Raw genomic sequence first — 13,134 nt, forward strand, 5'->3', positions numbered from 1 at the left:
GGTAGCGGCCTGACACCGGCCCGATTTGCAACCTGGCTGACACCTGCAGAGCAGCCACACGGCTCCATTCGTGCCAAGATGGCGGCACAACATCGGATGGAGACTTGCCGTGATCGAGCTGTACCACTGTGTGAGCGCGCGCTCGTTCCGCGCGCTATGGATGCTGGAAGAACTGGGCCTGCCCTACCGGCTGCAGATGCTGCCCTTTCCGCCCCGCGCGCTGGCCAAGCACTACCTGGCACTCAACCCGCTGGGCACCGTGCCCTTGCTGATCGATGGCGACACGCGCATGACCGAGTCCGCCGCCATCTGCCAGTACTTGGCCAGCCATGACCCCGCCCAGCGCCTGGATGTGGCGCCCAGCGACCCCGCCTATGGCAGCTACCTGAACTGGCTGTACATGTCGGACGCCACCCTCACCTTTCCCCAGACCTTGGTGCTGCGCTACCAGTTCTTCGAGCCCGCCGTGCGGCGCCAGCCGCAGGTGGCCGAGGACTATGAGCGCTGGTTTCTGGGCCGGCTGCGCGCAGTGGAGACCGCTGCCCAGGCCCTGCCGGCCGACCAGCCCTATCTCTGTGCAGGCCGCTTCACCGCCGCCGATGTGGCCGTGGGCTATGCCTTGATGCTGTCGGACTACCTGGGCATGTCATCCCAGTGGGGGCCCGCCACCCAGCACTACTGGATGAGCCTGCAGCAGCGCGCCGCCTTTTTGCGCAGCCTGGAGGTTGAAAAGCAGGCCGCGCTGGACCAGCAGATCGACCCCATTCCGTCGCCCTTGATCCGGCCCTGAACCTGCCTTGAAGCCCACCGACATGATCGCCATCACCGACCACACCACCATTGGCCAGGCACTGCAGGCTGCCATTGCGCGCTACCCCGAGCACAGTCTGCTGGCGGTGCCGGCCAACCCCAAACGCAGCTACCTGCCCGAGGGCCGCGAGTTCAGCTACGCACAAGCCGGTGCCCATATTGCAAAGCTGCAGGCCTGCTACCAGGCAGCCGGCTATGGCGTGGGCCACCGCGTGGGGCTGTTTCTGGAAAGCCGGCCCGAGCACCTGTGGCACAAGCTGGCGATGAACAGCCTGGGCATCTGCTGCGTGCCCATCAACCCCGACTACAAGCGCCGCGAGCTGAACTACCTGATCGACCATGCCCAGCTGGACCTGGTCATCTGCCTGCCCGAGCGGCTGGAGGCGCTGCAGCAGTGCTTGCAGGACACGCGCAACCAACCAGCCCTGGTCTGCAGCGATCCGCAAGATGGCAGTGCGATTGTGCTGCCGCCCGCCCGCACGCATCCCTCGGGCAGCCTGAGCGCCGACACGCCCGCGAGCATCCTCTACACCTCGGGCACCACCGGCCAGCCCAAGGGCTGTGTGCTGTCGCATGCCTATGAGCTGGCCGCTGGCAAATGGTATGCGTCCCACCCCGGCCATGTGTCGATCCAGGAAGGCCGCGAGCGCCTGTTCAACCCGCTGCCGCTGTTCCACGTCAACGCCTCGATCCTGTCGTTCTACTGCATGCTGCTGAGCGGCGGCTGCCAGATCCAGACCGACCGCTTTCAGCCCAGCCGCTGGTGGGATGAGGTGGCCAGCAGCCGTGCCACCATCGTCCACTACCTGGGGGTGATCATTCCGCTCTTGCTCAAGCAGCCCCCATCTGACTGGGAAAAGCAGCACTGTGTGCGCTTTGGCTATGGCGCGGGGGTGGAGCCGCAGCTGCATGCCGCCTTCGAGCAGCGCTTTGGCTTTCCGCTGATCGAGCTGTGGGGCATGACCGAGGTGGTGCGCACTATCTCCGACCATGGCGACGACCGCCAGGTGGGCACACGTTCGTTTGGCCGTGGTGCGCCGGGGCTGGAGGTGCGGGTGGCCGACGAGAGCGGCCAGCCGGTGCCGCCCGGCACCCCCGGCGAGATGCTGGTGCGCTACTCGGCCGAGACCCCGCGCAAGCATTTTTTCAGCGAGTACCTGGACAACCCCGAGGCCACCGCCAAGGCCTGGGAAGGCGGCTGGTTCCACACCGGGGATGTGGTGCTGCAGGATGCCGATGGCCTGCTGCACTTTATGGACCGGCGCAAGAACATCATCCGCCGCTCGGGCGAGAACATTGCCGCTGCCGAGGTGGAGGCCGTGCTGCTGTCCCACCCCAAGGTGCACCAGGTAGCGGTGCTGGCCGCGCCCGATGACATCCGCGAAGAAGAGGTGCTGGCCAGCATTGTGCTGAGCGAGGGCGTGGAGCCCGGCACCGCCATTTGCCAGGAGCTGTTTGCGTTCTGCCAGCAGGAGATGGCCTATTACAAGGTGCCAGGCTGGTGGTGGTTCACCGACGAGATCCCCACCACGGGCACCCAGAAAATCCAGAAGCACCGGATTTTGGCCGCTGGCCAGGATGTGCGCAGCCTGCCCCAGGTGCTGGACATGCGGGCGCACAAAAAGCGCTGATCGCGCTGGGCCCGCTGCGCTGCGGGCAGTCTGAGCGTCTAGCCCGCGCGGCGCAGCAGATCCGCGCCCTTCTCGCCAATCATCATCGTGGCCGCACAGGTATTGGCCGAGGTGATCTCGGGCATCACCGAGGCATCGATCACCCGCAGGCCCTGCAGCCCATGCACGCGCAGCTGGGCATCGACGACGGCACCTGCCTCGGGCCGGGGACCCATGCGCGCCGTGCCGTTCAGGTGGTAGGACGACACACCGTAGCGGTAGATAAAGTCCAGGATCTCGTCATCGGACTGCACCTGCGGCCCAGGCATCACCTCGTCCACCCGGAACGGTGCCAGCGCCTGGCTCTGCAGCAAGGCCCGGGCCTGGCGCACGCCGCGGATCAGGGTTTGGCGGTCGCCTTCTTCTTCCAGATAGCGCGGCTGAACCACCGGATCGGCCAGCGGATCGCTGGAGGCCAGTTGCACCGTGCCCATGCTCTGCGGCCGGTGCTGCCAGACGCCGCAGGTCATGCCCGGAAACACATCGAGCTGGCCCACATAGCCTTCGCGGTAGCTGGCCGGGGAGAACACGCCTTGCAGATCGGGCCGCTCCAGCCCCGGCTGCGAGGCCGCGAACCAGTGCACCACCGAGGGGCTGAGCTGCAGAATATTGGGCTTGCCGCGCAGCCACTGCCAGGCCTGGCCCCAGAGGCGTGGCACACGCGCCAGCTCGTTGATGGTGGTGGCATTCTTGACCGAGGCGACCAGCCGCACCGAGAAATGGTCCTTGAGGTGCTGACCCACACCGGGCAGGTGCACCTGGGTGGCAATGCCCAGCGCGCGCAGGCGCTCGCCATCGCCAATGCCGGATAGCTGCAGCAGCTTGGGGCTGTTGATGGCACCGGCGCAGACGATCACCTCGCGCCGCGCCATCACCTGGCGCCGCACGCCGCCCTGCAGGTATTCCACCCCGCAGGCACGGCCGCCCTCAATCAGAATGCGCAGCGCCTGCGCGTTGGTCCGCACATCCAGATTGCCGCGCCGCATCGCTGGGCGCAGAAAGCAGCCCGCCGTGCTCATGCGCCAGCCGTTGTGGATGCTGCGCTGGAAATAGCCCACACCTTGCTGGTAGGCGCCGTTGTAGTCCGGGTTGCGCGCCAGGCCCTGCTCGGCGGCACCTTCCAGGAAGGCCTCGCAAATCGGATGCGGCCAGTGCGGCAGGCTGACCTTCAGCGGCCCGTTGTGGCCGCGCAGGGCCGGGTCACCGCCATCGACAAAATGCTCGCTGCGCTGGAAAAACGGCAGCACCTCGTCGTAGGACCAGCCGGCATTGCCCTGCGCCGCCCAGCCGTCAAAATCCTCGCGCTGGCCCCGGTTGTAGACCAGGCCGTTGATGGAGGTGGAGCCACCCAAGGTCTTGCCCTGGGGCAGCGGAATGCGCCGCCCGCCCGTGCGCTCCGTCGGCTCGGCGCTGAACTGCCAGGCCACCGCCGGGTTGAAGATGACCTTGATAAAACCGGCCGGCAGCTTGAGGTAGGGCCGGTGGTCGGGCGGGCCGGCTTCGAGCACGCAGATGCGCAGCGCAGGGTCCTCGCCCAAGCGGGCGGCGACGATGGCGCCTGCTGCACCGCTGCCCACCACCACATAGTCAAAGCTGTCGGCGGCCTGCCCGCTCATGCATGGGCTCCCAGATACGCGGCACGCACCTTGGGGTCACGCCGCAGATCAGCGGCGGCGCCCTGCAGGGTAAAGTGCCCCGTCTCCAGCACATAGGCGCGGTCCGCCACCGCCAGCGCCTGGTTGGCCATCTGCTCGACCAGCAAGATGGTGACGCCCTGCGCCTTGAGCTGGCGCACGATCGCAAAGATCTCCTTGACGATCAGTGGCGCCAGACCCAGCGAGGGCTCGTCGAGCAGCAGCAGCTTGGGCCGGGACATCAGCGCGCGCGCAATCGCCAGCATCTGCTGCTCGCCACCCGACATGGTGCCGGCCATCTGCGCGCGGCGCTCACGCAGCCGGGGGAAGGTGTTGAACTGCTGCTCCACATCAGCGGCAATCGCGGCGGCGCCATCCTTGCGGTGGTAGGCGCCCAGCAGCAGGTTGTCATGCACGCTCTGGTCGGCAAATACCTGGCGGCCCTCGGGCGACTGGGCAATGCCAAAGGGCACACGCAGGTGGCCGGGCATGCGGGTGATGTCCTGGCCCAGAAACTCGATGCGGCCGGCCGCTGTGGGCTCCAGGCCCGAGATGGCCTTCATCAAGGTGCTCTTGCCCGCGCCATTGCCACCGATGATGGTGACCACCTCACCGGCATGCACCTGCAGCGACACCCCTTTGAGCGCCTGGACGGCACCGTAGTGCAGCTCCAGCGCCTCGACACGCAGCAATGGTGTTTGCTCAGGCATGGGTGCCTCCGTTCATCGCGTTGTCCTCGGTTTCATCGTCGCTGCCCAGGTAGGCGGCAATCACGCGCGGGTTGCTTTGCACCTGCTGGGGCGTGCCCTCTGCAATCTTCTGGCCGTAGTCGAGCACGATGACGTGGTCGGACACGGCCATCACCAGGTCCATGTGGTGCTCGATCAGCAGCACGGTGATGCCCAGATCGCGGATGCGTGCAATCACCTGGATCAGCTCCTGCGTCTCCTGCGGGTTAAGGCCGGCGGCCGGCTCATCGAGCAGCAGCAGGCGCGGGTGGGTGGCCAGCGCGCGCGCCAGCTCCAGCCGGCGCTGCAGGCCATAGGGCAGGCTGCCGGCAGTGTGCAGCGCCTTGTCGCGCAGCTGCAGGCGGTCGAGGATCTGCAAGGCCTCGTCACGCGCAGCCAGCTCGGCGCGCCGGGCCTTGCCCACCCCTATCAGGCTGGCAAAGAACCCGGCCTGGATGTGCGCGTGCAAGCCGACCTTGACGTTGTCGAGCACCGTCATGTCGCTGAAGAGGCGCAGGTTCTGGAAGGTACGGCCCAGGCCCATGCGGGCGATCCGGTTGGGCGACACGCCGACAATGCTCTGCCCCGCAAACTGGATCGAGCCGCGCTCGGGCACCACAATGCCCGACAGGATATTGAGCAAGGTCGTCTTGCCCGCGCCATTGGGCCCGATCAGCGAATGCACATGGCCGGGCTTGATGCACAGGTCCACCTCATTGGTCGGCACCACCCCGCCATAGGCCTTGTAGATACCGCGACCGTCCAGCAACCCCTCAGTACCCGAACTGGCCAGCGGCGCGGCCGACTTGAGCTGCCAGGCCGGCAGATCCTGCGGCAGCTGCGGCGTGGGCAGCAGGCCCGGTGCGTATTTGCGCGCCAGGCTGCGCAAGGTGCCCGCCAGGCCATTGGGCATGGCGTACAGCGCAAACAGCAGCAGCGCACCATAGGTGAAATGCTGGACACCCGGCCAACGCGACAGCAGCGAATCGAGCAGGGTCAGCACCACCGCACCCAGCAGCGGCCCGTAGACGGAATTGCCGCCAAACAGCACCACCAGCAGAAAGAACACCGACAGGTTGAAGGTGATGAAGTCGGAGTTGATGTACTGGTTCTGCTGCGTGATCAGCGCGCCGGCAATGCCGCAGGTAAAGGCGCTGATGACAAAGGCCAGCACCTTGAACTTGTAGACGCTGACGCCGACGCTCTCGGCCGCCACCTCGGCGGTGTTGACGGCCATGAAGGCGCGGCCAAAGCGCCCCGCCAGCAGGTGGCGGAACATGATATGCAACACCACGCACAAGGCCAGCACAAACCAGACCCAGTGCGAAGAGGCAAACATCTGGTCGCCGAGCTTCAAAGGCACCACGCCGTAGATGCCCTGCTGGCCGGCAAACACGTCCTGCCACTCCGAAACCACCTTTTCAACGACGATGCCAAAGCCGATGGTGACCATGGCCAGGGCCGGGCCCTTGACCCGCAGCGCCGGCAGCGCAATCACCACACCGAACAGCCCGGCCAGCACACCAGCCATCGCAAAGGCGGCCCAGGGGTTCCAGCCCCAGCGGGTGGTGAGCAGGGCCACGGCGTAGGCGCCCACGGCAAACAGGCCGGCATGGCCCAGTGATTTCTGGCCGGTGTAGTTCACCAGTACATTCAGCCCCGAGGCGGCGATGTAGTTCACCCCGATCAGAAAGACGATGCGCAAGTAGAAGTCATTGCTGGTCATCAGCGGGATGGTGGCCACCAGCGCAGCCACCAGGGCCAGCCAGCCGTAGTGCTTGATCTCGCTGTTCATCAGACTTTCTCCACGATCTTCTGGCCCAGCAGGCCCTGAGGCCGCACCACCAGCACCACGATGATCAGCAAGAAGATGCTGATCTCGCGCATCTCCGCCTGCCACAGGCCGACCAAGGCCTCAATCAGGCCCAGCACAAAGCCGCCCAGCATACAGCCGCGCGGGCTGGTCAAGCCACCCAGGATGGCCGACGAGAACGCCTTGAGCGCCAGGCTCATGCCCATGAAGACCGATGCGGTGGTGATGGGCGCAATCAGCAAACCGGCCAGGCCTGCCAGGCTGGAGCTGATGACAAAGGCCAGCACGACGATGGCTGTCACATTGATGCCCATCAAGGTGGCGGCACTGCCGCTTTGCGCGACGGCACGCACGGCCTTGCCGATGCGGGTGTGGCGCATCACATAATCGAGCGCCAACAGCACGGCCACGCTGCAGACCAGCACCAGCACTTCTTGTGGCAACACACCGGCATTGCCGATGCGCAGCACCTCGCTACCCAGCGGCGAGGGCATGACCAGCGGCGCAGGGCCCCAGATGGCCAAGGCCGTGTTCTGGATGATGATGCCAAAGCCGATGGTGCTCATCACCCAGGCCATGCCGCCGCGCCCCACAAAAGGCCGCACGGCGGCGTAATACAGCAGCAGGCCGAGGACGGCCAACACGGCCATGGTGCCCACGAGGCTGAGCACATAGCGCCACAGGCTCACATCGGCGGGCACCAGGCTGTCGGTGACGTTTTTGCCGGCCAGCAGCAACAGCACCGATACCGCCACAAAAGCTCCGGCGACCAGGAACTCGCCCTGGCCAAAATTCAAGGTCTTGGTGGTGTTGAAGGTGATGTTGAACCCCACCGCCACCAAGGCATAAATACTTCCCAAGGCCAGCCCGCTAAAGACCGCCTGCAGTATCGAATCCAGCATACGCACCCCAGACACATTGCCGCTAAAAAAACCAGGCCTGCGCGCCGCATGGGCTGGCGCAGGCCTGACGAGTCGATGCCTTACTTCTTCAGATCCGCTGGCGTCAGCGATTTGTAGACGCTGTCTTCAAAGCGCACCACGTCGCTGCCCTTCCAGCGAGCGAGGTAGAAGTCGCTCACGCTCAGGCCTTCGTGGTTGGTCTTGCTGAAGGGCTTGTCGTAGGTTTTGATGACGCCTTCGGTGCTGTTCAGGTTCTCCAGCGCAGCGGCAACCTTCTCGCCATCGGTGCTGTTGGCCTGCTTCATCGCAGCAGCCAGCAGCATCACCGAGTCATAGGCCTGGGCCGCGCAGGGGAAGGTGGTCAGGGTCGGGAAGTTGACGCGCACGCGCTGGCCCAGGGCCTTGGTCTTGGCGGAGGTGTCTTCTGTTGTGGAGGCCGCCATGATCAGGTGCTCGGCCAGCTTGGTGCCTGCCATCTTGGGCAGCAAGGAGCTGAGGTTGCCCCAGGTGCCCAGGGTGGTGGGCATGTAGTTGATCTTCTCCATGCTGCGCAGCACCTGGGCGGCGCCATCGGCAATGCCGTAGATGATCACGGTGTCAGCCCCTGCCGCCTTGATCTTGTTGAGCTGCGAGGTCATGTCGGTGTCTTTGGGGCCGTACTTCTCGACCGCCACCGGTTTGACGCCGTGCAGCGCCAGAATCTCGGTCGCATCCTTGATGCCGCCCTGGCCGTAGCCGGTGGAATCGGCCAGGATGGCGATCTTCTTGTCCTTGGAGGCCTTGACGGCATAGGCACCGAGCAAGGCCACCTGCTCGCGGTCCACCATCGAAATGCGGTAGAGGTAGTTCTGGGACTCTTTGGCGTAGCGGGTGGTGATCTCGGTGGCAGTGCCAATGGGCACGATCACTGGAATCTTCTTTTGCTGCGGAATATGCAGCCAGGCCAGCGCATTGCCGGAGTTGGCCGGGCCCACGATGCCGCTGACCTTTTCGCTGTCGATCAGCTCTTGCACGGTCTGGATGGCCTTGGGGGGTGTGCCCTGGTCATCGCGCACCACGCCGACCAGTTTGCGGCCCATGATGCCGCCGGCTTTATTGATGTCTTCAATAGCGGCTTCAAAACCCCAGCGCCCCGAGATACCCAGCTCGGCCACGCCGCTGGCCGATTGGTCGGCGGTGTAGCCGATCTTGATGTCCTGGGCCTGTGCCGAAAACGCCAAAGTGCTGGCCACCAGTGCCGCAGCCTTCGTCAAACGATAGACGAGCTTGTTCATGTTTGTCTCCTTGCTTTGTTGTCAAAATCTTCTTGGTCAGCCCCAACCGCACGCACGGGGCCCTTGTCTTCTTCAATATAGCGGCGGATGCCGCAAACGCTCTTCTGGCTTTCGCCTAGGTAAGAGTTCGTAACTACAACCCCTTAGTTCCGGTGCTCGGCCAGCAGCAGATCGGCGGCTTTCTCGGCAATCATCATCGTGGGGGCACCCGTGTTGCCCGAGGGCATGGCCGGCATCACCGAGGCATCCGCCACGCGCAGACCCGCCACGCCGTGCACGCGCAGCTGCGCATCTACTACCGACGAGCGGTCATCCGCAGCACCCATGCGGCAGCTGCCCATGAAATGCCAGGCGGTGCTCCCCCGTTCCCGGGCAAACTGCAGCAATTCCGCGTCCGATTGCAGCTGGGCGGACGGTGCCTCATCGCTGGCCACATAGGGCGCCAGTGCCGGGCTGTGCAGCAGGCGCCGGGCCTGGCGCAGGCCCTCCACCACAAGGCGTTGGTCGGCTTCATGCTGCAGGTAGTGCGGCTGGATCAACGGGCTGTCCCAGGCATGGGCGGTGGCCAGGCGCACATGGCCCTTGCTCTGCGGGCGCAGCTGGTAGAAGCCCAAGGTCATGCCGGGAAATGCATCGAGCTGACCGGCAATCCCCGAGGCATAGCTGCCGGGTGAAAAATGGAACTGAAAATCGGCCCGCGCGCCAGGCGCCTGCGCGGATGAGAAGGCATAGGCCACCGAGGGGCTGATCGCCAGAATGCTGGGTTTTTTCACCAGCCAGCGTGCCACCTGGCCCCACAGCCGCCAACCCCGGGCCGTGGTGTTCAAGGTCGGCGCGTTCTGCACCCGCACTATGGAGCGCAGCATCATATGGTCCTGCAAACCCTGGCCCACGCCGGGCAGGTGCTGCAGCACCGAAATACCCAGGTCCTGCAACTGCTGCGCATCACCGAGCCCAGACAGGTTCAGCAGTTTGGGGGAGTTGATGGCACCGGCGGCCACCACCACCTCGCGGTTCGCCTGCAGCCGCTGCACCGGTGCGCCGGGATGCGCAGCGTATTCCACCCCAACGGCACACGCGCCTTCCAGCAGGATTCGGCTCACCTGGGCACGCGGTATCACCCGCAGATTGGGCCGCCCCTTGACCGGGCGCAAAAAGGCTTTGGCGGCGCTCACCCGCCAGCCCTGGTGAATCCAGCGCTGATAATAGCCAGCGCCCTCTTGCTTGCCCGCGTTGTAATCCTTTCCGGACGGGATGCCCAAGCTGGCCGCCCCGGCAATGAAGGCATCGCACAGCGGGTGCCGCCAGTCGCAATCCGTAATCGGCAACTCCCCGTCCAGCCCCCGGTAGTTCACATCGCAAAGCGCCAAGCGCCGCTCCGAGCGCTTGAAATACGGCAACACCTCGTCATAGGACCAGCCTGGTGCGCCCTGGGCCGCCCAGTCGTCATAGTCTTGGGCCTGGCCGCGTACATAGTTGAAGCCGTTGACGGCGCTGGAGCCCCCCAAGGTGCGGCCCAGCTGGGCAACCACCTGGCGGCCCAAGGTGGCCTCATGGGGCTCGGTCTTGAAGGGCCAGGTATAGCGGGGGTCGTAGCCGACCTTGATGAAGCCCGCCGGGATATGGATATAGGGGTTGTGGTCGGGTGGGCCGGCTTCCAGCAAACAGACCTGGAAACGGCCCGATTCGCTCAGGCGATTGGCCAGGATGCAGCCGGCCATGCCAGCACCGACAACGATGAAGTCACACGCTGCATCCCACTCTTGCACAGACCCCATAACTACTCCAGGTAGCAACCAGACGAAAAGTCTAGGTGCTGCCTGGCGTCAGGCCTGTCGCTTCAGTGTCCGCCTCGGGGCCAGCAGCGGATCATGCAGGCTCAGGCGGCCACCACGGAGGCGCTGGCTACGCGCTGCGGCAGATCCGCCATGTGTTCGAAAAACTGGCTGGCACCCGCTGCCGCCAGCTCTGCCTGCGGGCAGACGGCATGGCCGGGCGGGTGGTAGGCCCACACCGTTGCGCCGGCTGCCACACCGGCCTGGGTGCCGGTGACGCTGTCTTCAATCACCAGACAACGGCGGGGGTCGGCCCCGAGCGCAGCTGCCGCCGCCAGGTAGACATCGGGAAAAGGCTTGGTACGCGGCATCTCGTGACCGCTGAAAATACGCCCCTCAAAATAGGGCAGCAGCCCGGCAATGCGCAGCTGCATGACGACCTTCTTGCGGTCGGCGCCCGACGCGCAAGCGATCTGCCCCTTGAACTGCGCATGCAGGGTCTGGATGGCATCCACGACACCCTCGATGGCCTTGACATCCTGCTCCAGCGCCACATTGCGGCGCGCATAGAACTCTTCCATCCAGGCATCGGTCAGTGGCTTGCCCGTATTCGCCTCAATCAGCGCCTTCTGGCTGCGCACCATCTTGCCGATGAACAGCTGCAAGCAGTCTTCGGACGACAGCACCCAGCCGGCCTCATTGAGCATGGTGCACAGCACCCGGTTGGTGATCAGTTCGCTGTCCACCAACACACCATCGCAATCAAACAGCATGGCCTCAAAGCCTGCATTGGGGTTCATTTTCGATTCCTAGAAAAGGGGGAAATGGCGATCAGAATTGGTCACCATCCAGATAAAACCAACGGCCCTGCTCTTTGACAAAGCGGCTGCGCTCATGCAGGCGCACCGCGCGGCCCTGCAGCTTGTAGCGGGCCACAAACTCCACCTCGGCATGGCTGTCGTCTACCGGCCTATACGCTTTCACCTGCAAGCCCATCCAGCGACATTGGGGCTCAAAATCCAGCTGCGACGGGCGGGTGGAGGCATGCCAGGTGGCAAGCAGGTAGTCGCGCTGCTCCAGCACAAAGGCGCTGTAACGCGAGCGCATCAGGCGCTCGGCATCGGGTGCCGGCGTCCCATCAAAGTCGGCAACAAAGCGGCTGCAGCAGGCGCTATAGGTAGCACCGGATTCACAGGGGCACCGCAGTTGGCTGCCAGCGGGAGATTTCTTGGCCATCGTTTAGCGCAAGCTGCCAAAGACTTTGCGCACCGCCGCACTGGCGCTGCCCAGCGGGTTCTGGCGAATGGCACGCTCCTGCTCGGCAATGACGGCATAGAGACCATCCAGGGTCTTGCCCGTCACATACTGGTTCAGATCCAGCACATCGCTAGAGACACCAAAGCTGGAGGCCTTGGCTACCAGCTGGTTGTACTGCTGCACCACACCCACCTGGCCGGTCGCCTGTGTCACCACGGGCAAAAACCGCTGCGCCAGAGGCTGGCGCGTCTTGTCCATGAAGAAGCTGGTTACGGAGTGGTCGCCACCGCTCAGCACCCGCTTGGCGTCATCCAGCGTCATGCGCTGTACTGCATCGAGCAGCACATCCTTGCCCATGGGGACGGCCAGCTCAGCCGCACGGTTGATGCCCTGCTCCACCTCGTCGACATAGCGGCCCTGGCCAAAGCGGCGCATCATCTTGGCCGCTTCTCCCATATAGCCGGGCAGCGGAATGCGCAGCTGCGGGTTGTTGAAGAAGCCGCCGCTTGTCCCAAGCTGGGCTACCGCCACCTGGGCGCCCTGCGTTAGCGCCGCCTTGATACCCTGGCTCGCATCGGCATTCGTCAAATCCGATAGCGACAGCGCAAAAGCCGGGGATGCCAGCCCCGCACCAGCCATCACTGCCAGCAGTTGCAGCAGATGACGGCGCTGCGCCTGGCGCAGGTTGGCTTGTTCGGTCATGGCATTCCTTGAAAACACAAATGGCTATTGTGCCAAATGCCGGTGCCCTGCTGTGGGCAAGGGTGCTTGCCTGCCTGGTCCATCCAGCCCAATGGCCATCCGCGCACGGAATGCAATCCCCCAAAAGAAAAACCCCCCTGCCGTTAAGCAGAGGGGTTGATCAGTATAAAAGCCTGACGATGACCTACTTTCACACGGGAATCCGCACTATCATCGGCGCGAAGTCGTTTCACTGTCCTGTTCGGGATGGGAAGGAGTGGTACCAACTTGCTATGGTCATCAGGCATAACTTTTTGCTTCTTGGCGGCTTTGCGCTGATCGGTCGATCAGGGCATTGCTGCTTTCAAAGCGAATTCATAGAGTCGGCAACCTGCTTTTGAGGCGGGTTGCTATCAGCGTTTTATTTGATTGCGCCGACTTGGAAGGATGAGATTGTAACACTTTCGTGCCCATCTTTTATCACTTCAAGTCTTTGGCATAACTGCAGTTGCAGTGTTTCTTCGCATGGACCCCCATCTAAGGCGGGGGCCGATCAAAGTTATAGGGTCAAGCCGCACGAGCAATTAGTA

11 protein-coding genes and 1 rRNA gene are annotated in these 13,134 nt (G+C 64.3%); 2 read left to right on the forward strand and 10 right to left on the reverse strand.

Annotation, left to right across the window (positions count from 1 at the left end; genetic code table 11):
* The first annotated feature begins 109 nt into the window (after positions 1-109).
* Both M2375_RS03350 and M2375_RS03355 read left to right on the forward strand, forming a co-directional pair.
* Entirely contained in the window at positions 110-790 is a 681-nt protein-coding gene (locus tag M2375_RS03350) for a glutathione S-transferase family protein (protein WP_259163921.1), read from the forward strand.
* Positions 791-812: 22 nt separating this feature from the next.
* Complete coding sequence (locus tag M2375_RS03355; protein ID WP_259163922.1) at positions 813-2,441, forward strand: AMP-binding protein; 1,629 nt, start codon at positions 813-815, stop codon at positions 2,439-2,441.
* Between the two features lie 38 nt (positions 2,442-2,479).
* Here the strand turns inward: M2375_RS03355 and M2375_RS03360 are convergent, their stop codons facing one another.
* The 10 genes from M2375_RS03360 to rrf all read right to left on the reverse strand — a co-directional run bounded on the left by M2375_RS03360 (position 2,480) and on the right by rrf (position 12,849).
* Complete coding sequence (locus M2375_RS03360; protein ID WP_259163923.1) at positions 2,480-4,096, reverse strand: GMC family oxidoreductase; 1,617 nt, start codon at positions 4,094-4,096, stop codon at positions 2,480-2,482.
* Entirely contained in the window at positions 4,093-4,824 is a 732-nt protein-coding gene (locus M2375_RS03365) for an ABC transporter ATP-binding protein (RefSeq protein ID WP_043338144.1), read from the reverse strand. The genes M2375_RS03360 and M2375_RS03365 overlap by 4 nt, the downstream gene beginning before the upstream one ends.
* Entirely contained in the window at positions 4,817-6,637 is a 1,821-nt protein-coding gene (locus M2375_RS03370; protein WP_259163925.1) for an ABC transporter permease subunit, read from the reverse strand. The genes M2375_RS03365 and M2375_RS03370 overlap by 8 nt, the downstream gene beginning before the upstream one ends.
* Positions 6,637-7,557, reverse strand: coding sequence for a branched-chain amino acid ABC transporter permease (locus tag M2375_RS03375; protein WP_259163926.1), 921 nt, complete (start codon positions 7,555-7,557; stop codon positions 6,637-6,639). Before M2375_RS03375 ends, M2375_RS03370 begins: the two co-directional genes overlap by 1 nt.
* Positions 7,558-7,637: 80 nt before the next feature.
* Positions 7,638-8,831, reverse strand: a complete 1,194-nt coding sequence (locus M2375_RS03380) for an ABC transporter substrate-binding protein (RefSeq protein WP_259163927.1) — start codon at positions 8,829-8,831, stop codon at positions 7,638-7,640.
* A 143-nt stretch (positions 8,832-8,974) separates the two neighbouring features.
* Positions 8,975-10,609: a GMC family oxidoreductase gene (locus M2375_RS03385; protein WP_259163928.1), complete on the reverse strand. Its 1,635-nt coding sequence runs from the start codon at positions 10,607-10,609 to the stop codon at positions 8,975-8,977.
* A gap of 101 nt (positions 10,610-10,710) precedes the next feature.
* On the reverse strand, positions 10,711-11,406 hold the full coding sequence (locus M2375_RS03390; protein ID WP_259163929.1) for an HAD family phosphatase: 696 nt from the start codon (positions 11,404-11,406) through the stop codon (positions 10,711-10,713).
* Positions 11,407-11,437: 31 nt separating this feature from the next.
* Positions 11,438-11,842, reverse strand: a complete 405-nt coding sequence (locus tag M2375_RS03395) for a YchJ family protein (RefSeq protein WP_259163930.1) — start codon at positions 11,840-11,842, stop codon at positions 11,438-11,440.
* Between the two features lie 3 nt (positions 11,843-11,845).
* Positions 11,846-12,565 (reverse strand): DUF4197 domain-containing protein, encoded by a 720-nt coding sequence (locus M2375_RS03400; protein WP_259163932.1) that lies wholly within the window; start codon positions 12,563-12,565, stop codon positions 11,846-11,848.
* A 171-nt stretch (positions 12,566-12,736) separates the two neighbouring features.
* Positions 12,737-12,849 (reverse strand): 5S ribosomal RNA (gene rrf / locus M2375_RS03405).
* Between the last annotated feature and the right edge of the window lie 285 nt (positions 12,850-13,134).

The organism is Comamonas sp. BIGb0152, from assembly GCF_024809975.1.
Classification (GTDB): Bacteria; Pseudomonadota; Gammaproteobacteria; order Burkholderiales; family Burkholderiaceae_C; genus Comamonas.

Coding starts and splice junctions, on each gene's coding strand:
- M2375_RS03370 (WP_259163925.1), bottom strand. CDS start 6,637: ATGAACAGCGAGATCAAGCACTACGGCTGGCTGGCCCTGGTGGCTGCG.
- M2375_RS03380 (WP_259163927.1), bottom strand. CDS start 8,831: ATGAACAAGCTCGTCTATCGTTTGACGAAGGCTGCGGCACTGGTGGCC.
- M2375_RS03395 (WP_259163930.1), bottom strand. CDS start 11,842: ATGGCCAAGAAATCTCCCGCTGGCAGCCAACTGCGGTGCCCCTGTGAA.
- M2375_RS03390 (WP_259163929.1), bottom strand. CDS start 11,406: ATGAACCCCAATGCAGGCTTTGAGGCCATGCTGTTTGATTGCGATGGT.
- M2375_RS03375 (WP_259163926.1), bottom strand. CDS start 7,557: ATGCTGGATTCGATACTGCAGGCGGTCTTTAGCGGGCTGGCCTTGGGA.
- M2375_RS03385 (WP_259163928.1), bottom strand. CDS start 10,609: ATGGGGTCTGTGCAAGAGTGGGATGCAGCGTGTGACTTCATCGTTGTC.
- M2375_RS03365 (WP_043338144.1), bottom strand. CDS start 4,824: ATGCCTGAGCAAACACCATTGCTGCGTGTCGAGGCGCTGGAGCTGCAC.
- M2375_RS03400 (WP_259163932.1), bottom strand. CDS start 12,565: ATGACCGAACAAGCCAACCTGCGCCAGGCGCAGCGCCGTCATCTGCTG.
- M2375_RS03360 (WP_259163923.1), bottom strand. CDS start 4,096: ATGAGCGGGCAGGCCGCCGACAGCTTTGACTATGTGGTGGTGGGCAGC.
- M2375_RS03355 (WP_259163922.1), top strand. CDS start 813: ATGATCGCCATCACCGACCACACCACCATTGGCCAGGCACTGCAGGCT.